The organism is Phyllobacterium sp. LjRoot231, from assembly GCF_964253365.1.
Lineage (GTDB): Bacteria > Pseudomonadota > Alphaproteobacteria > Rhizobiales > Rhizobiaceae > Phyllobacterium.
The window spans coordinates 4421663-4438606 of record NZ_CAXUQT020000001.1; the positions used below are offsets into that span (position 1 = coordinate 4421663).

At 57.5% G+C, this 16944-nt stretch carries 17 protein-coding genes; 4 read left to right on the top strand and 13 right to left on the bottom strand.

The features are described 5' to 3' along the window. Positions 1 to 5: 5 nt before the first annotated feature. From ACSQ3H_RS22075 to urtA, 8 genes are all read right to left on the bottom strand, one after another. On the bottom strand, positions 6 to 1562 hold the full coding sequence (locus ACSQ3H_RS22075; protein WP_436119014.1) for a formate dehydrogenase beta subunit: 1557 nt from the start codon (positions 1560 to 1562) through the stop codon (positions 6 to 8). Continuing rightward, positions 1559 to 2032 carry a formate dehydrogenase subunit gamma gene (locus ACSQ3H_RS22080; RefSeq protein ID WP_436119015.1) on the bottom strand — a complete coding sequence of 158 codons (474 nt, stop codon included), beginning with the start codon at positions 2030 to 2032 and terminating at the stop codon, positions 1559 to 1561. The genes ACSQ3H_RS22075 and ACSQ3H_RS22080 overlap by 4 nt, the downstream gene beginning before the upstream one ends. A 102-nt stretch (positions 2033 to 2134) precedes the next feature. Next, complete coding sequence (locus ACSQ3H_RS22085) at positions 2135 to 3031, bottom strand: LysR family transcriptional regulator (RefSeq protein WP_436119016.1); 897 nt, start codon at positions 3029 to 3031, stop codon at positions 2135 to 2137. A gap of 62 nt (positions 3032 to 3093) precedes the next feature. Next, complete coding sequence (urtE, locus tag ACSQ3H_RS22090; protein WP_436119017.1) at positions 3094 to 3789, bottom strand: urea ABC transporter ATP-binding subunit UrtE; 696 nt, start codon at positions 3787 to 3789, stop codon at positions 3094 to 3096. A gap of 15 nt (positions 3790 to 3804) precedes the next feature. Further along, positions 3805 to 4551: an urea ABC transporter ATP-binding protein UrtD gene (gene urtD, locus ACSQ3H_RS22095; RefSeq protein WP_436119018.1), complete on the bottom strand. Its 747-nt coding sequence runs from the start codon at positions 4549 to 4551 to the stop codon at positions 3805 to 3807. 3 nt (positions 4552 to 4554) lie between these two features. Beyond that, positions 4555 to 5733, bottom strand: a complete 1179-nt coding sequence (gene urtC, locus ACSQ3H_RS22100) for an urea ABC transporter permease subunit UrtC (RefSeq protein ID WP_436119019.1) — start codon at positions 5731 to 5733, stop codon at positions 4555 to 4557. Next, entirely contained in the window at positions 5730 to 7355 is a 1626-nt protein-coding gene (gene urtB, locus ACSQ3H_RS22105; RefSeq protein WP_436119020.1) for an urea ABC transporter permease subunit UrtB, read from the bottom strand. Before urtB ends, urtC begins: the two co-directional genes overlap by 4 nt. A gap of 115 nt (positions 7356 to 7470) precedes the next feature. Continuing rightward, positions 7471 to 8721, bottom strand: a complete 1251-nt coding sequence (urtA, locus tag ACSQ3H_RS22110; protein ID WP_436119536.1) for an urea ABC transporter substrate-binding protein — start codon at positions 8719 to 8721, stop codon at positions 7471 to 7473. A gap of 357 nt (positions 8722 to 9078) precedes the next feature. On the opposite strand from urtA, the gene ACSQ3H_RS22115 reads away from it, so the two are divergent. Then, positions 9079 to 9417 (top strand): TIGR01244 family sulfur transferase, encoded by a 339-nt coding sequence (locus ACSQ3H_RS22115; RefSeq protein ID WP_436119021.1) that lies wholly within the window; start codon positions 9079 to 9081, stop codon positions 9415 to 9417. Between the two features lie 3 nt (positions 9418 to 9420). Here ACSQ3H_RS22115 and ACSQ3H_RS22120 read toward each other — a convergent pair whose 3' ends face one another. Beyond that, on the bottom strand, positions 9421 to 10611 hold the full coding sequence (locus ACSQ3H_RS22120; RefSeq protein ID WP_436119022.1) for an acyl-CoA dehydrogenase: 1191 nt from the start codon (positions 10609 to 10611) through the stop codon (positions 9421 to 9423). A 136-nt stretch (positions 10612 to 10747) separates the two neighbouring features. On the opposite strand from ACSQ3H_RS22120, the gene mutL reads away from it, so the two are divergent. The 3 genes from mutL to ACSQ3H_RS22135 all read left to right on the top strand — a co-directional run bounded on the left by mutL (position 10748) and on the right by ACSQ3H_RS22135 (position 13511). Beyond that, a complete protein-coding gene (gene mutL, locus ACSQ3H_RS22125; protein ID WP_436119023.1) occupies positions 10748 to 12607 on the top strand; it encodes a DNA mismatch repair endonuclease MutL in 1860 nt (619 codons plus the stop codon). 207 nt (positions 12608 to 12814) lie between these two features. Beyond that, on the top strand, positions 12815 to 13054 hold the full coding sequence (locus ACSQ3H_RS22130) for a DUF2093 domain-containing protein (protein WP_436119024.1): 240 nt from the start codon (positions 12815 to 12817) through the stop codon (positions 13052 to 13054). 1 nt (position 13055) lies between these two features. Beyond that, positions 13056 to 13511, top strand: a complete 456-nt coding sequence (locus ACSQ3H_RS22135; RefSeq protein WP_436119025.1) for a hypothetical protein — start codon at positions 13056 to 13058, stop codon at positions 13509 to 13511. On the opposite strand, the gene lpxK is transcribed toward ACSQ3H_RS22135, so the two are convergent. Genes lpxK through ACSQ3H_RS22155 form a run of 4 tightly spaced genes read right to left on the bottom strand, consistent with a single transcriptional unit; the run spans position 13506 to position 16905 of the window. Further along, the gene (lpxK, locus tag ACSQ3H_RS22140) at positions 13506 to 14537 is read right to left on the bottom strand and encodes a tetraacyldisaccharide 4'-kinase (protein WP_436119026.1); all 1032 of its coding nucleotides are present in this window, start codon (positions 14535 to 14537) and stop codon (positions 13506 to 13508) included. The two genes, ACSQ3H_RS22135 and lpxK, sit on opposite strands and share 6 nt — an antisense overlap. Continuing rightward, the gene (waaA, locus tag ACSQ3H_RS22145; protein ID WP_436119027.1) at positions 14534 to 15856 is read right to left on the bottom strand and encodes a lipid IV(A) 3-deoxy-D-manno-octulosonic acid transferase; all 1323 of its coding nucleotides are present in this window, start codon (positions 15854 to 15856) and stop codon (positions 14534 to 14536) included. Before waaA ends, lpxK begins: the two co-directional genes overlap by 4 nt. Further along, positions 15853 to 16626, bottom strand: a complete 774-nt coding sequence (locus ACSQ3H_RS22150; RefSeq protein ID WP_436119028.1) for a lysophospholipid acyltransferase family protein — start codon at positions 16624 to 16626, stop codon at positions 15853 to 15855. The genes waaA and ACSQ3H_RS22150 overlap by 4 nt, the downstream gene beginning before the upstream one ends. A gap of 30 nt (positions 16627 to 16656) precedes the next feature. Next, the gene (locus ACSQ3H_RS22155; RefSeq protein WP_436119029.1) at positions 16657 to 16905 is read right to left on the bottom strand and encodes a DUF4170 domain-containing protein; all 249 of its coding nucleotides are present in this window, start codon (positions 16903 to 16905) and stop codon (positions 16657 to 16659) included. Between the last annotated feature and the right edge of the window lie 39 nt (positions 16906 to 16944).

Consider the following 16944-nt stretch of genomic DNA (forward strand, 5'->3'; position numbering starts at 1 on the left):
AGCTCCTATTCCGCCGCTACGGCGATTGGCGTCGGGCGGAAATCTTCAGGAAAATGGGTGAGCGCGCTCATAACCGGATAAGGCGTGAAACCGCCCAAGGCACAGAGCGAGCCAAACTTCATCGTATTGCACAAATCGGTCAGAACCTCGATCTGCTTTTCCGGCTCGATGTTGGCCGAGATACGATCGACGACCTCGACACCGCGGGTTGAACCGATGCGGCAGGGGGTGCATTTGCCACAGGATTCGACCGCACAGAATTCCATGGCGAAACGCGCCTGCTTCAGCATGTCCACGCTGTCATCGAAAACCACCAAACCAGCATGACCGATGAGGCCATCCTTTGCGGCGAAAGCTTCGTAGTCAAAGGGCGTATCGAAGAGTTCGCGCGGGAAATAGGCGCCGAGCGGGCCACCGACCTGCACAGCCTTGACCGGACGTCCGCTGGCCGTGCCGCCGCCAATATCATCAACGATTTCGCCAAGCGTGAGACCGAAGGCAGCCTCGAACAGACCGCCATATTTGACGTTGCCAGCGATCTGCAGCGGGATGGTGCCGCGCGAACGGCCCATGCCGAAATCCTTATAAAAAGGAGCGCCTTTGTCGAGGATGACAGGAACGGAAGCCAGCGAGATCACGTTGTTGATGACTGTCGGCTTACCGAAGAGCCCCTTGTGCGCAGGAAGCGGCGGCTTGGCGCGGACAATGCCGCGGCGGCCCTCGAGACTTTCCAGCAGCGCTGTTTCCTCGCCGCAGACATAGGCGCCTGCGCCGACACGGACTTCTATGTCAAAGGCATAGGACGAGCCAAGCACGGACGGCCCAAGAACACCGCCCTTGCGGGCTACATCGAGGGCTTCGTTCATGACGGCGATGGCGTGCGGATATTCGGAACGCGTGTATATATAGCCTTTGGTCGCGCCGACAGCGATACCCGCGATGGCCATGCCCTCGATCAGCACGAAGGGATCGCCTTCCATGATCATGCGATCAGCAAAAGTGCCGCTATCGCCTTCATCGGCATTGCAGACAATGTATTTCTGCGGACCACCGGTTTCGAGAACGGTTTTCCATTTGATACCGGTCGGGAAGCCCGCACCGCCGCGACCACGCAGGCCGGACTCCGTCACCTGAGCCACGATCTCGGCAGGCGTCAACTTGAGCGCGTTTTCCAGACCCTTCAGACCATCATGGGCACGATAATCTTCGAGCGAGACCGGATCGGTGATGCCGCAGCGGGCAAAGGTCAGACGCGTCTGTTTTGCTAGATAGGGCTGATGATCGGTGAGACCGAGCCAGAGGGGATGTACCGCGCCCTCGGCCATGCCGCTGTCAAGCAGTGACGCCACGTCGGAGGCCTTGACCGGGCCATAGGCGATGCGGCCGTTTGGTGTTTCGACCTCGACCATTGGCTCCAGCCAATACATGCCGCGCGAACCATTGCGGACGATGCGTGCATCGAGGTTGCGTTTGTCGATTTCAGTTTGCAGGGATTTGGCGACTTTCTCGGCGCCGAGCGCCAATGCGCCGGAATCGCGCGGAACATAAAAGGCGATCGTCATAGCCGCACCTCCGCCGCGATTTCCTCGAGCTGTTCGGCATCGAGACGTCCAATCACATCGCCGTCGAGCATCGCTGCGGGTGCGCAGGCACAAAGGCCGAGGCAATAGACCGGCTCAAGTGTCACCGCACCGTCGGCAGTCGTGCCATGCCAATCGATCCCGAGAAGCTGGCGCGCCCGGTCGGCAAGCGCATCACCGCCCATGGATTGACACGCTTCGGCGCGGCAAAGCTTCAGCACATGCCGGCCAGCAGGATGATCGCGGTAATCATGATAGAAGGTGAAAACGCCATGTACTTCGGCGCGGGAGATGTTGAGGGCATGCGCGATCAATGGCAGTGTTTCCGGCGGCACATAGCCGAACTCGTCCTGCAATTCATGCAAGATCGGAAGAAGCGGGCCTTCTTTGCCCTTTAGTTGATCGATAATGCCTATCGCTCTGCTGGCGATATCGGTACTTGCGGTTTGCATATCGTGCAACGCCCTCCCTTGTTTCTCCCCACTCCCTGAAATAGATCAAAGAAACTTGGCATAATCAATACCGCAGACTCGTTGGACGATAGAAGAATTCTATCAAAGGGCATTCATGTTGAGCGCCAGTGCGCGAGCCTCGTGCAGCAGGGCGGAAACCAGCGGCGTGTGGGGCTCGCGATCGGCCGCGACAAGGCCAACAAGATGGCGGGCGTCGGGCTCGACAATCGGAATCGCGCGGATCGGTTCGGCAAATCCCAGCGTCTCGGCAAGATTGAGCGGCATGATACTCGCCCATTTGCCGGTCCTGATATGCGAGAACAGCACGATCATGGAATTCGATTCGAGTGTCGGATGAACCTCGACACCGGCTTCCTGCAAATGCTTGTTGATGAGGCGGCGATTCTGCATGTCCATCGTGAGCAGGCAAAGCGGCAGTTGCCCTACCTCCGCCCATGTGACCGACTTCCGATCGGAATAGGTATTGCCCGCCGAAGTGATGAGCTGATAGCGCTCGGTATAAAGCGGGACGGAGGTCACGCGCCCAAGGGGCTCATTATCGAGATAGCTGATACCGACATCGATCTCGAAATTGCTAAGCAGCGTCAACACTTCAAGCGAGGTACGCGAGGTCACGGAGAAGGTAACATCCGGGTGCTTCTCGCGAAACGGTGTCGTCAGCCGCGAGACCATGGCAAGTGCCGTTGGAATGGCGGCGATCCTCACGTGCCCTGCAAGGCCGAAGCGGGCAGCACGTATTTCCTCGCGCATCGTGCGGGTATCACCGACAATGCGCCGGGCCCATTCAAGTACGCGCTGACCTTCCGATGTCAGGCCATTAAAGCGCGAGGCGCGCTGTACGAGTACAACACCCAGCGTATCTTCAAGCTGGCGGATCGCGGCGGAAAGCGTAGGCTGGGTAACACCGCATTCCTCCGCGGCCCGGCCGAAATGCTTGTGGTGCGCTAACGCAATGAAAAATTCCAGCTTGTCGATCATGCGGGGTTGCTCCTCTTAAGCGACCCTAGCGATGATCTTGCACAATCAGCAAGCCAAGTTTTTCAAACGGTCAGGAACTTGCGCACCTCCGGCTTGTCGAGGCTGGCGGCGTCGCCGGAATGAACGATCTCGCCGCGATCCATGATGTAGACATGATCGGCAAGCTCACGGCAGAAATCGAGATACTGCTCGACCAGAAGAATTGCGAGGCCCGCCTGATCGCGCAGGAACTGGATCGCCCGGCCGATATCCTTGATGATTGAAGGCTGAATACCTTCAGTGGGCTCATCGAGAACCAGCAGTTTCGGCCGTGTCACCAGCGCACGGCCAATGGCGAGCTGCTGTTGCTGACCACCGGAAAGATCACCACCGCGCCGGCCGAGCATGGTTTTCAACACGGGAAACAGTTCGAAGACTTCCGGGGGGACATTGCGATTGCCGCGCTTGGCGGCAGCAAAACCGGTTGCGAGGTTTTCACGGACGGTGAGCAGCGGGAAAATCTCGCGCCCCTGCGGTACGAAGGCGATCCCGGCGCGGGCACGGTCATAGGGCGGCTTTTTCCCCAGCGCCGATCCTTCGAAACTGATCGAACCGGAGGAAAGCGGGTGCTGACCGACGATGGCCCTGAGCATGCTGGTCTTGCCAACGCCATTACGCCCGAGAACACAGGTGATCGATTTCGGTTTCACTTCCAGCGACACACCACGCAGCGCCTGCGCGGCACCATAGTGCAGGGATGCATTTTCAACCGTCAGCATGGGAGTTTTCCTTTTTCATCGGCCAAGATAGACCTCAATCACACGCTGATCATTGCTGACAAAATCGAGTGAACCTTCAGCCAGCACCGAACCTTCATGCAGGCACGTCACCTTTACATCGAGTTCGCGGACGAAATGCATGTCGTGCTCGACGACGAGCACGGAGCGCGTCTTGGCGATCTCGCGCAGAAGCTTGGCCGTTTCGGCGGTCTCGGCATCGGTCATCCCCGCTACCGGCTCATCGACCAGCAACAGTTTCGGATCCTGTGCCAGGAGCATGCCGATCTCGAGCCATTGCTTCTGGCCGTGCGAAAGGTTCGCCGCGAGCCAGTCGCGTTTCCCGTTTAAGCGGATCGTATAAAGAATATCCTCGATCCGTTCGGCTTCGTTCGCGCTCTGGCGGTGGAAAAGTGCTGAAAATGCCGAACGCGGACCAGAAAGAGCCAGCACCAGATTATCTTCGACAGTATGGCTTTCGAAGACCGTCGGCTTCTGGAATTTGCGGCCGATACCGAGCAAAGCGATTTCCGCCTCGTCGTGTTTGGTGAGGTCCACTTCGCCGTTAAAATAAACTTCACCAGCATCCGGCCTTGTCTTGCCCGTGATGATGTCCATCATCGTCGTCTTGCCGGCACCATTTGGACCGATGATCGCGCGCATTTCCCCCGCCTGCAGCACCAGCGACAGATTATTGATGGCACGAAACCCGTCGAACGAGACCGAAACGCCATCGAGATAGAGAAGAGTATCCTGAGCTTTCATGGCCTATTCCGCTGCCTGAGGTTCGGGAAGCTGCACGTTTTCGTCGGCAACCGGTGGTGGCGAGCGATCCTTCTTTCGCGCAGCACGGTCAGCCATTCTGGTTTTCCACGAGCCATAGAGGCCGAGGATACCTTTTGGCAGGAACAGCGTGACGATGATGAAGAGTGCACCCAGAGCGAACAGCCAGATTTCCGGAAATGCCGCGGTGAAATATGTCTTGCCGAAATTGACAAGAACAGCACCGATGATGGGTCCGATGATCGTGCCACGGCCGCCCACGGCGACCCAGATCACCGCCTCGATGGAGTTGGCGGGCTCGAATTCCGATGGATTGATAATGCCGACCTGCGGCACGTAGAGGGCACCGGCGATCCCTGCCATCATGGCCGAGATGGTCCAGACAAACAGCTTGTAGCGATCGACGCGGTAGCCAAGAAAGCGCATGCGACTTTCCGCGTCACGTACGCCAACCAGCACCTTGCCGAGTTTGGACCGAATGATAAAGCTCGATACGAAGACGGCCAGCGCCAGAAACAGGGCTGTAGCAGCAAACAGGATCGAGCGGGTCGACCCCGCCTGGATGTTGAAGCCGAGAATATCCTTGAAATCGGTCAGGCCGTTATTGCCGCCAAATCCCATGTCGTTGCGAAAGAAGGCGAGCAGCAGTGCGTAGGTGAGCGCCTGGGTGATGATCGACAGGTAAACGCCGGTGACGCGGGAGCGAAAGGCCAGCCAGCCAAAACCGAAGGCAAGCACACCTGGAACCAGGACGACCATCAGCGCCGCGAACCAGAAATTGTCAAAGCCATACCAGAACCAGGGCAATTCCTTCCAATTGAGGAAGACCATGAAATCCGGCAGCACCGGGTCGGCATAGACGCCGCGCGAACCGATCTGACGCATCAGATACATGCCCATGGCATAGCCACCAAGCGCAAAGAACGCACCATGACCGAGCGAAAGGATGCCGCAGAAACCCCAGACCAGATCAAGCGCAACCGCCAACAAAGCATAGGTGAGGTATTTGCCTATCAGCGAAACGAGATAGGTCGGGATGTGAAAAGATGAACTTTCCGGCAGCAGCAGGTTTGACAGCGGCACGAGCAAGGCAATCGCGACGAGCAGCGCGATCACAATCCCGCCGCGCCGGTCAATATGGGTGAAAAACCATTGGGTGATCATGCCTCTATGGCCCTTCCCTTGAGTGCGAAGAGACCGCGCGGGCGCTTCTGAATGAACAGAATGATAAGCACGAGCACAACGATTTTGCCGAGAACCGCCCCGGCGAAAGGCTCGAGGAACTTGTTGGCAATGCCGAGCGACATGGCGCCAACCAATGTGCCCCAGAGATTGCCGACGCCGCCAAAGACCACGACCATGAAGCTGTCGATGATATAACCCTGGCCGAGATTGGGACTGACATTGTCGATCTGGCTGAGCGCCACCCCAGCAATACCGGCGATGCCGGAACCAAGGCCAAAGGTGAGCGCATCGACCCACGGTGTCCTGATGCCCATGGACGAAGCCATGCGGCGATTTTGAGTGACGGCGCGCATACGAAGGCCGAGCATGGTTTTTTTCAGAACCAATTGCAGGATGGCAAATACGGATAGCGCGAAGACGATGATCCAGAGGCGCGACCACGTCAGCGTCAGCAGGCCGAGGTCGAAGGACCCGGCCATCCAGGATGGATTGCCGACCTGCACGTTGGACGCGCCGAACCAGGAGCGGATCGCCTGTTGCAGCACAAGCGAAATGCCCCAGGTGGCGAGCAGTGTCTCAAGCGGGCGGCCGTAAAGAAACCGGATGATACCGCGCTCGATGACCACGCCAATCGCGCCGGAAACCAGGAAGGCGGCGGGCAGTGCAATAAGCAGGGAATAATCGAACAGGCCGGGCGCGGAGGCGCGGATGATCTGCTGCACGACGAACGTCGTATAGGCGCCGATCATCACCATTTCGCCGTGTGCCATGTTGATGACGCCCATGACGCCAAAGGTAATGGCGAGGCCGATAGCGGCGAGCAGCAGCACCGAACCCAGCGACAGGCCGTAAACGATGTTCTGGATGCCGTTCCACAAAGCGAGCTTGGTATTGATGCTGCCGATAGCGGCCTTCGCCGCCTCGCCCACCGGACCTTGCACGCCTTCCAGCGGCGTGAGCAAACCCAGGGCATCGCGACTATTGCCGGCACTGACTTCGGTGATGGAGGCGATCTTCACATCATCCGCCGCATCGGAACTTAGTACGGCAGCAGCTTTGGCCTTTTGCATCAGCGCCTTGACGCCAGCATCCTTTTCCGCTGCGATCGCCTGATCCAGCAGCGGGATCGACTCGGGGTCGCGGGTCTTCAGGATAGCTTCGGCGGCTGAACGGCGCTCGGTGATATTATCACTCATCAGTGTCAGGCCACCGATGGCAGCAGCGATATCGCGGCGCAAACGATTGTTGACCTTTATCTTATCGGCAGCCGACCGCGACACGGGTTCAAGTTTTGTGCCGGTCAGCGGATCAGTTGCGGCGTAGTCCGAGCCGTCGCGCTTGCCAAGAAAGACGGTCTTGTTGGCTTTTGCCACATAGAGATCGCCAGCGCTGAGCGCATTGAGGATCGTCGAAACGCGCGGATCGCCAGTCTTGACCAAATCTGAAATGGCCTTGGTCGTATCGTCGAAATTGTCGCCTGCAAGCGCCTGAACAAGCGGCCGGAGCTTCGCGTCATCGACAGTCTGCGCACTGGCCTGGGCAACGTGAAAACAGACGCCAAGCATCAGAATGAATACGGACAGCAGACGGTTCAATTGCATCAATCAATCCTGCGTTGAAATTCTCTGCGGAAACTCCACCCCCACATAAAACGTGGGGATGGAGTCAGCTTCGGATGTGCCCCGGACCCGAAGCCTGGGAGTGGGAGTTCAAACCCTAGTTGGTAACGCCGCCGCACTTGCCGCTGACAACATTGAAGTTGCCGCACGACATCGGTTTGCGCCAATCGGAGATCAGGTCCTTGGAGCCCGGAAGGTAGTCGGACCATTCATCGCCGACGACAAGGCCGGGCGTCTGGTAGACGATGTCGAACTGGCCATCATCCTGGATTTCACCGATCAGCACCGGCTTGGTGATGTGGTGGTTCGGCATCATGGTCGCATAGCCACCGGAAAGATTTGGAACGGAAGTGCCCACGATTGAGTCGATGACGGCGTTGGAGTCCGTTGTACCTGCAGCCTCAACAGCCTTCACCCACATGTTGAAGCCGATATAGGTTGCTTCCATCGGGTCGTTGGTCACGCGCTTGTCGTTCTTGATGTAGGCGTGCCACTTCTTGATGAATTCAGAATTGGCGTCAGCATTGACCGACTGAAAGTAGTTCCAGGCTGCGAGGTGGCCGACGAGCGGCTTTGTGTCGAGACCAGCCAATTCTTCTTCACCGACCGAGAAGGCGACGACCGGAATGTCTTCCGCCTTGATGCCCTGGTTGGCGAGCTCCTTGTAGAAAGGCACGTTGGCATCACCATTGATGGTTGAAACCACGGCGGTCTTCTTGCCGGTAGAGCCGAATTTCTTGATATCGGAGACGATCGTCTGCCAATCGGACTGGCCGAATGGCGTGTAATTGATCATGATATCCTCATCCTTGACTCCTTTGGCGTTGAGATAAGCCTTCAGGATCTTGTTGGTGGTCTGCGGGTAGACGTAATCGGTGCCAGCGAGAACCCAGCGCTCCACGCCCTCTTCCTTGGCGAGGTAATCGACGGCTGGAATAGCCTGCTGGTTCGGAGCAGCGCCCGTATAGAAGACATTGCGCGAGCTTTCTTCACCCTCGTACTGAACAGGATAGAACAGCATCGAATTCAGCTCTTCGAAAACCGGCAAAACCGATTTACGCGAGGAAGATGTCCAGCAACCGAATACAGCCGCAACTTTATCCTGCTCAATCAACTGGCGTGCCTTTTCGGCGAAGAGCGGCCAGTCGGATGCCGGATCAACCACCACGGCCTCGAGCTTCTTGCCGAGAACACCGCCCTTCTTGTTCTGCTCGTCGATCAAGAACAACATTGTGTCCTTGAGGGTCGTTTCAGAAATCGCCATCGTCCCGGATAGCGAATGCAGAATGCCGACCTTGATCGTGTCGTCTGCCGCTTTGGCAGGCGACAGCGCCAGCGACGCGCCCATCGCCGCAGCTGTCAAAGTCCCGATAAATCTGGCTGATAGATTGAACATTCAGGTAAACCCCTCTTTTGGTTGTGTGTACCGAGGGAGTCAAAGCAATGACCGTGCCAACTTCGAAGGCGTGCACCGGTCTTATGATTTGTTCAAATTTATCAGTATATTATGGGTGGTGCGGCTGAATTTGATTCCTACAGTACTTCGCCGCCTAATCGCGGGTCGCCCAATATCGCTTATACTTTCGTCACATCAATTTAAGTGCTTAAATTCTAGGCACATAACAAGACAAATGCGGTTTGCATGTGGCTTTGACCATCTTTTGATGTATGCTGCTCGCAACATCCACACTTTCAAGGACATAAAATGGATATCCGTCAAATTGACGAAGGCTTTGCCGTGACCGGCCAGATTTCACCTGATGATGTGCGCGATATTGTTGCAGCGGGCTATCAGGCGCTGATCTGCAACCGCCCGGACGGCGAATCGCCGGACCAACCGGATTTTGCCGATATCTCTCAGGTTGCCGAAAAAGCAGGCATTCCGATTTATTACGTTCCCGTTGTCTCCGGTCAGCTGACGCAGGACGATGTCGATGCCATGGCTGCCGCTCTGGATGAAGCCAACGGTCCGGTTCTCGCCTATTGCCGCTCGGGCGCGCGCTCAACCAATCTCTACGGCATCGTCCAACAGCAGAAGGGCTGAGGCTCAGAAGAACGCCTGGATGCCCGTCTGCGCACGGCCAAGAATGAGGGCGTGCACGTCGTGCGTACCCTCATAGGTATTGACCGTCTCAAGGTTTTGCGCGTGCCGCATGACGTGGTAGCCGATCTGGATACCATTGCCGCCATGCATATCACGGGCGACGCGGGCGATGTCCAGCGCCTTGCCGCAATTGTTGCGCTTGATCAGGCTGATCATCTCGGGCGCGGCCTTGCCCTCATCAAAGAGGCGGCCAACGCGTAATGAGGCCTGTAATCCGAGAGCGATCTCCGTCTGCATGTCGGCGAATTTCTTCTGGAATAGCTGGGTCGCCGCCAGCGGCCTGCCAAATTGCTTGCGGTCGAGGCCGTACTGCACAGTGCGCTGCCAGCAGTCTTCGGCCGCACCCATCACACCCCAGGAAATGCCGTAGCGGGCGCGATTAAGACAACCGAAAGGCCCCTTCAAGCCGGAAACATTCGGCAGCAGATACTCTTCACCGACGACGACACCGTCCATGACGATTTCGCCCGTGATCGAGGCTCGCAGCGAAAGCTTGCCGCCAATCTTCGGCGCAGAAAGTCCCTTCATGCCCTTTTCCAGCACGAACCCCCTGATTTGCCCGTCATGCGCATCGGACTTGGCCCAGACGACGAAAACATCGGCGATGGGCGAATTGGAAATCCACATTTTCGAGCCCGACAGCCGATAGCCATCCGCGACCTTTTCGGCGCGGGTCTTCATGCCTGCAGGATCGGACCCTGCATCGGGCTCGGTCAAGCCGAAACAGCCGATCCATTCGCCGGAAGCAAGCTTCGGCAGATATTTCTTGCGCTGTTCTTCGGAGCCGTAAGCATAGATCGGATACATGACCAGTGAGGACTGGACGCTCATCATGGAGCGATAACCGCTGTCGACTCGTTCGACTTCTCGCGCTACCAAGCCATAGGCCACATAGGATGCGCCGGCCGTGCCGTACTCTTCCGGCAGCGTGACACCGAGAAGACCCGCATCACCCATCAACTTGAACAAGTCAGGATCGGTCTTTTCTTCCAGATAAGCCTCTTCGATGCGCGGCATGAGCTCGCTTTGCGCAAATGCGCGGGCGCTGTCGCGGATCATCCGCTCGTCTTCGGTCAATTGATCTTCCAAGAGAAACGGGTCAGTCCAGACAAAGGACGGCTTCGAATTGGCCATGGGGTTTCCTCCTTGATTTTATGGAAAAGACCTATCATCAAATTCGTGTCCAAGGCCAGACGGACCTCCAAATGTTTCCTGAGGACAGCCAAGCCATCCGATTTCCGTGGAAGGACGAATCCAGTATAGCTTTTCAATGGCTATCAAACAGCTGACCGAAACAATCATAAACCAGATCGCCGCGGGCGAAGTCATCGAACGCCCGGCGAGCGTGGTGAAGGAGCTTGTCGAGAATGCCATCGACGCAGGCGCAACGCGCATCGACATTATCACGGCGGGTGGCGGCAAAAACCTGATCCGCATCACCGACAATGGATCGGGGATTCCCTCGAGGGAGCTGTCTCTGGCCGTTTCACGTCATTGTACTTCAAAACTTACCGACAATGTCCATGACATACGCGCGCTTGGCTTTCGCGGCGAAGCACTGCCATCGATCGGTTCGGTATCGCGGCTTTCCGTCAAATCGCGCACAGCAGAGGCCGATTCCGGTTTTGAGATCAACGTTCACGGCGGACGAATGGACGGACCTCGTCCGACGCCAGTGAACGGTGGAACGATTGCCGAAGTTCGTGATCTGTTTTTTGCGACACCGGCCCGGTTGAAGTTCATGAAGACTGACCGCGCCGAGGCTTCAGCCATCAGCGATGTAGTCAAGCGCGTCGCTATTGCTTTTCCACATATCCGCTTTTCGATCGCCGGGAGCGACCGCGCGCCTTTGGACCTTGCCGCAACCGGCGTGGGATCGACTGGCATGCTGGAGCGCATTTCGCAGGTGCTTGGTAAGGAATTTCCAGAAAATGCCATTGCCATCGACGCGATGCGCGATGGTGTGCGTCTGACGGGATTCGCCGGCATTCCGGCATTCAACCGCGCCAATAGCCTGCAGCAATTCGCCTATGTGAACGGGCGCCCTGTCCGCGACAAGCAAATCTGGGGCGCGATACGCGGTGCCTATGCCGATGTGATTCCGCGCGACCGGCATCCAGTGGTCGTGCTTTTCCTCAATCTTGATCCGGCTCTCGTAGACGTCAATGTGCATCCGGCGAAAGCCGACGTGCGCTTCCGCGATCCCGGGCTCGTGCGCGGATTGATCGTTGGAGCCATTCGCGAAGCGCTCGGCCAATCCGGCATCCGCGCGGCAACCAGCGGTGCCGAGGCGATGCTGAATTCATTTCGACTTGGCGGTGTGGAACCAATCCGACCGGCAGCCGGACAGCGCTGGCAAGGTGCGACCGCCGTCAACCAGAACTACAATGTCCGGCAATCGCCCTATCGTCCATTCGAGACGGCGCCCGTCGCCTCGAATGGCGGCAGCGGCTTTGCGGAAACAGTTCAGGCGTTCCTTTATGATGGCGCTGGTGCCCTGGCCGCAGATACGCGGGCGGGGATGGTAGAGGCTCCGCAGGAGCTGTTATCGATGCCCTTGGGTGCGGCCAGGGCGCAGATCCACGCCAATTACATTGTCTCTCAGACCGAGGACAGTCTGGTCATTGTCGACCAGCATGCCGCACATGAGCGTCTGGTCTATGAAGCGTTGAAGAATGCCCTGCATTCGAGACCCCTTCCCGCACAGATGCTGCTCATCCCGGAGATCGTCGATCTACCGGAAGAAGATGTGGGCCGGCTTGTCGCTCACGCGGAGACATTGGCACGTTTCGGCCTCGGCATCGAATCCTTCGGCCCCGGTGCGATCGCCGTGCGCGAAACGCCTTCCATGCTGGGAGAGGTCGACACACAGAAACTGATCCGCGATCTTGCGGACGAAATTGCCGAACATGATACATCTGACGGTCTGAGAGCCATTCTCGACCATGTCGCCGCGACCATGGCGTGCCATGGTTCTGTTCGCGCCGGACGACGTCTGAAGCCTGACGAAATGAATGCGCTGTTGCGCCAGATGGAGGAAACTCCGGGCTCCGGTACCTGTAATCACGGCCGCCCCACTTATATCGAACTGAAATTGACAGACATAGAGCGCTTGTTTGGCCGCCGTTAGGAAATCTTTCGATAACTCCCTCCTGTTGGACATCTGATGCGCTTTTCTGCGCTTCCGGTGCTCATGGACGAGAATGTCCACTGCGCTCCGGTTCTCAAAAAACCACACCAGCTGCCGCATGAGGATGGCTTCTCAAAAGCTTCCGAGCTCTTGACCGGCATGACTATGGACGCCTAAATGCATTGAATTGATAAAATCGGAACACGCTTGATGAACAGATTTGAAGGCCCCGGCTCGCGCGAAGCCAAGATCCGCTATCTCGACGGCGATTTTCAGGTCCTGTCGCCGGGGTCCTATGTCCTGTGCTCTGTTACCTCGGAAAAGATCCCGCTTGACGAACTGAAGTACTGGAGCGTTGCACGGCAGGAAGCCTATGCCGACGCACGGATTTCATTGGAGCGCGAGATTGAAATGAACCCCGCCCTGCGTCAACGCAGCAAGGCCTGACATGCTCACCCGGCGCGCAGCACTATTTTCGCTTGTCGCAGCCGGAATGCTAGCAAGCGGCTGCACCACAGATAGCGCAAGCCGCCAGCCTGCCTATAGCGGACCGACGAAAACCATACGCGGCTATCTGCGGGGCTCATCTTATGCGTGGCTTACCGCCAGTTCGGTCGTATACATAACCGCCTATGACGCTACGGGTGGAAACTCTTCTCACATGCCCAAGATTGGTGCGACGAGTTTCACGCTCAACCGCAACGGCTATTTCCCGGTGGCATATGAGATCGAGATTCCGGCAAGCGGGTCGGTGCCACGCGTTGCGCTCGCTGTCGAGATTCGGCGCGGAGGCAATATCCTTTTCTCGAATGACCGCAACTTCAGTCAGACGACTGGACGCAATCTCGATATACCCATGCGCGAAGCACCGCCGAGAATACGGAATTTCCGCGGCAGATTATGAGCGTTTGAGAGAGCGTATCCGGGCGCGATCACGCGTCTCCCGAATGATGCGCAATGCCGTTTGCGGATGATTGAAAACAAGTTCCACTTCCAGAACCAGGATTCGCGACGCAAACTCCTTTACGGCCGGGCTGCCATCCAGCAACCGCACCTGGTCTTTTGCCGTTGTAATCAAGGTAAGACCGTCTTTCTCGGCGTCCTTCAGAAGGTCGGAAACGTCGTCGTCCTTATAGGGATGATGGTCCGGGAACGATCTTGTTTGTGCGACCCTGGCACCCGCCGCCTCCAGTGTCCTGAAGAATTTGGGTGGATCGCCAATTCCGGCAAAAGCGAGTAGCGGTCTATCGGCTATCCCCTCCAGCGCTTTGGGTTTCAGGATAGCCTCATAAACGGGCTTCGCGGCACGCGCGGCGTTTCGGACAAGTTTGTCGGCACCATTCGCTGTACCGATTTTCAACAACGCGTCGGTCCGGACCAACTGGTCTGTCAGAGGTGCGCGCAAGGGTCCGCCGGGAAAAACATGGCCATTGCCAATGCCGCGTCCCGCGTCGACGACCAACAAAGCATAATCGAAGTGAAGACGGGCACTCTGGAAGCCGTCATCCATTATGATGAAGTCGCATCCTTCTTCTTGCAGGGCCTTTGCGCCAGCCAGACGGTCTGAACAGACGACGACCGGTGCATGCCGGGCCAGCAGCATCGGCTCGTCACCGACATGGCGGGCGCTGTCATGGTCTGGGTCGACGCGGTGCAGACCGGTGAACGCGCCGCCGTAGCCGCGTGACACAATGCCTGGCCTGAGACCCGCCGCGGTTGCCGCCTGTGCAAAAGCGATAGACGTAGGGGTCTTGCCCGCGCCGCCGAGGGTAAAATTACCTATGCAGAGCACTGGCAATGGCACGGCTGGCGGTTTGGCGCGGCGAATGCGCCGGCCGGCAACAATTCCGTAGATTTTCGACAGGGGGCTCAAGGCCCGAGCGCGCCAATCCGGTTTTTCCCACCAGAACGGAGGCGCTTCGCTCGTCATTTCCAGCCGCCTTCGCGATTGCTCAGACGTGCCTGCAAGACAAGTGGCTGAATAAAAGGTTCGAGCGCCGTCATAGTGCGGGTCAGCGAACCGCGCATGTCTTCGACAGTCTTCAATCCGGCATCGATCATGATTTGGCGTTCGGCAGGGTTGTTGAAAAGATAGTTCACCGCACCGGCCAGCATATCCTTGTCGCGCACCAGCTTGGCACCGCCATTCTTGATAAGACGCTGATAGGAATCTCGGAAATTCTGGACATTACGTCCCGAAAGAATAGCCGACTTCAGCATGGCCGGCTCCAGCGGGTTTTGCCCGCCCTGCGCCGTCAGCGAGCGGCCGACGAAGGCGATTTCCGTCAATCGGAGATAAAGCCCCATGTCGCCGATCGTATCGCCAAGATAGATATCTGTGTCCGGTGCGATCTGATCACCGCGGCTGCGCAAGGCGACTTTCATGCCCATTTTCTCGATCTCGCCAGCAATTTGCGCTGCGCGATCCGGATGGCGCGGCACAATGATCGTCAGCAGATCGCGATGCCGAGCCTTCAGCATGTGATGGACTTGCGCAACGACCGCCTCTTCCCCCTGGTGGGTTGAAATGGCTGCCCATATCTTGCGCGATCCGATCATGCGCTGAAGCGCAGCGAGCTCCGCATTGTTCACCGGCGGCACGGCTGTGTCGACTTTCAGATTGCCCGAGACCGTTACAGGTCTTGCACCCAGCGCTCGGAACCGTTCACCGTCGACTTCGGATTGGGCAACGACATGCGCAAGGTTTTCGAACAAGGCTTCGGCGATTGACGGGCGCCTGTGCCACGACGCGAAGGAGCGGTCCGACAAACGGCCATTGACGAGAACTTGCGGGACCCGGCGTGTTCCAAGTTCGAGGATCGTCATCGGCCAGATTTCGGATTCGCAGATGACTGCTAAGTCCGGCTGCCAATGGGTCAGAAAACGGTCGACTGCAGGCTTCAGGTCGAGCGGAACATACTGATGAATGACACGGTCGCCGAGGCGTTCCTGCACCATCTTCGCGGATGTGACGGTGCCTGTCGTCAGGACCACATGGATGCCCGTATCGATGATTGCTTCCACAAGCGGCGTCACAGCCGAAGTCTCGCCGACGCTGGCCGCATGAACCCAGACCAATGGTCCCGAAGGGCGGGCAACGCTGGCATTGCCGTAGCGCTCGCCATGACGACCGCGCTCTTCCTTGCCTTTGCTCGCACGGAAAGCCACATAGGCGCCAACGATCGGGAAGGCTGCTGCACCCACCCATCGATAGGTGCTCAGAACAAATCGGGCCCAACGTTCACTCATGCCGCGCCATCCACCAATTCATGAACTCGAATGGTGTTTGCATTCAAACTCTCGGTCAATTCGACACGTTTGGCTTCAAGCATCGCATCATCAGCATCCTCGGGCACGAAAATAGGGTCGCCGACAATCAGCCCCGACTTGCCGAAGGGCAAGGGAATGGTTGTCTTGTCCCAGCTCTTCTCCAGGATTTTTCGCTTCGACGTCAAATAGCAAATCGGAAGAATTGGACGGCCAGACAGTTTGGCAAGCAGGACGACACCAATACCGGATTCGCGCGGCGTCCCGTGGGGGATATCAGCAATCATTGCCGCTGTCTTACCTTCCTTGAGGGCTTTTTTTAGGGCTAGCAATGCTCGTGCACCGCCTTTTTCTGTTCCCCTGGCCCGCTCTCTGCCGCCGGAGCCGCGCACGATCTCGACGCCAAACCTTTCGGCGACACGTGCATTAAGTTCGGCATCCTTGCTTTTGGAAAACATGGCGACGAAGCGGACACCACGCGGCATGAGGAATGGCGCCATCAGATGCTGACCATGCCAGGCGACCGTGATGAAAGGCTCACCCCCTCGTTTCATGTCCTCGAGGTCCGAGGAGCCGGGAAGCCGGGGATTGGTGGCATGGACAAGCCGAAAAAATTGAGTGATCAGCCACACGATCATGGAGCGGACCAACGGCGAGTTTGCCAACGGGCCGCGTATCGAACGCCAAAAACGTTTCAGCATCCCGCTTTTTCGCCGGGGAGCTTTCGTCGTTGCTGAACCGTTTTCAATCATGCCGCTATCAATTCGTGACCGCACGAGCGATCAACCTGTCTTGCCCGTCACGGGATCGAGCAATTTATGCATATGGACAATGAAGTAGCGCATGTGAGCATTATCGACCGTCGCTTGAGCCTTGGATTTCCACGCGCGCTGTGCGGTCTCGAAATTGGGGTAGATGCCGACAATGTCGAGCTTGTCGAGATCGCGAAATTCAACGCCGCCCAATTTTTTCAACTCGCCGCCAAAGACGAGATGAAGCAGCTGTTTTTGATCCGATGTGTTTTCGCTCATGGTTGCCCATCCAAATGATCGAATTGAAGTTATTGCTTG